This is a genomic window from Rhizobium sp. SVR5-9E (assembly GCF_056755095.1).
Map to the genome: position 1 here is coordinate 1 of NZ_JBNDHS010000318.1, position 316 is coordinate 316.

At 41.8% G+C, this 316-nt stretch carries 1 pseudogene; it reads left to right on the forward strand.

The annotated features are described in order from the left end of the window. Positions 1 to 316 (forward strand): annotated as a pseudogene (locus ACPYOJ_RS34990) (acetolactate synthase 3 large subunit); the annotation flags it as partial.

Below are 316 nucleotides of genomic sequence, written 5' to 3' on the forward strand. Positions count from 1 at the left end.
ATTGATTAATCAGGCAAAAAAACCTTTTGTTCTTTTTGGACAAGGAGTGATTTTAGGCAAAGCTGAAGAAGAGCTTAAAGCTTTTATTGAGAAAGTGAATATTCCAGCAGCAGCAACCGTAATGGGATTGAGTGCACTTCCAACCCATCACAAACTGCACGTCGGGATGTTGGGAATGCATGGTAATTACGCACCCAATGTAATGACCAACGAATGCGATGTTCTGATCGCCGTCGGAATGCGTTTCGATGACAGAGTGACTGGCCGTTTGGATAAATACGCAAAACAGGCGAAAATCATTCATCTTGATATTGAT